Source organism: Streptomyces sp. NPDC059567 (genome assembly GCF_042735655.1).
Taxonomy (GTDB): domain Bacteria; phylum Actinomycetota; class Actinomycetes; order Streptomycetales; family Streptomycetaceae; genus Streptomyces.
Genome location: NZ_JBHWBS010000088.1, coordinates 32,911 through 33,724, shown reverse-complemented (window position 1 = coordinate 33,724; position 814 = coordinate 32,911). Strand labels below are relative to the sequence as shown.

General features: G+C 70.9%; 1 protein-coding gene. It reads right to left on the bottom strand.

What is annotated here, in order from left to right:
* Positions 1-61: 61 nt before the first annotated feature.
* Positions 62-658 carry a hypothetical protein gene (locus ACFVZW_RS29410; RefSeq protein ID WP_384527423.1) on the bottom strand — a complete coding sequence of 199 codons (597 nt, stop codon included), beginning with the start codon at positions 656-658 and terminating at the stop codon, positions 62-64.
* Between the last annotated feature and the right edge of the window lie 156 nt (positions 659-814).

Genomic DNA, 814 nt, shown 5'->3' with positions numbered 1-814 from the left:
GGCGCGACCCCCACCCCCCCCCCGCGGCCCCCCCCCCCCCCGCGCCCGCGCGCACCCGGCGTCAGCGGGACTGCAGGGCGTCCAGGGCGACGGCCTGGGCTATCGCCAGGCGGCGGTCGAGGTGCTCGTCGCCGATCTCCAGGACGTAGCGGTCCCGCAGGCCGAAGTGCTTGTTCACCGACATGACCGGGCGGCCGTCGGTGGCGAAGTCGAAGTGGTACGGCCAGGCGAACGGCAGCACGTCGACGAACGGGATCAGGTCCCAGACCCGGCGCGCGACGGCCACGGTCCTGCTCCGTTCCACACCCGTGGTCTCGACGGCGGCGCCCTCCTGGCTCATGTGCCAGGTGCTGCGCAGCAGGGAGGCGGCGAAGTTCTTGCGGAGCGTGCCGACGGGGCTGCCCGAGGCCGCGCGTATGTCGTAGGTCGCGCCGAGGTCCACGATCTGCCGGGCACGGAAGGTGAAGAGGACCTGCCGCTGGGACTCGTCCGTGTAGAAGGTGATCTGCTCCTTGAGAGCCATCCTCTTCTGGTGGGCGAACGCCACGACCTCCCCGTCGGCGCCGTCCGGTCCGGCCGCGTGGACCACGTACCGATTCGCCATCGGTGTGAGCTTCTGGCGGATGTGGAAGCGCTGCTGCGACTGTTCGAGACCCACGGTGCACTCCACGTTCGTCGTTGACTTCACGACGATGATCGCGCCCGGTCCGAGGCCGCCGCAGTCATCGAAAGTCGCTTCCCGCGTCGACGAAGGGATGGCGTGGTCCCGGTGGTCGGGGCGCGGGGGCGGTGCCGCGCCGGGTGGCTATATCAA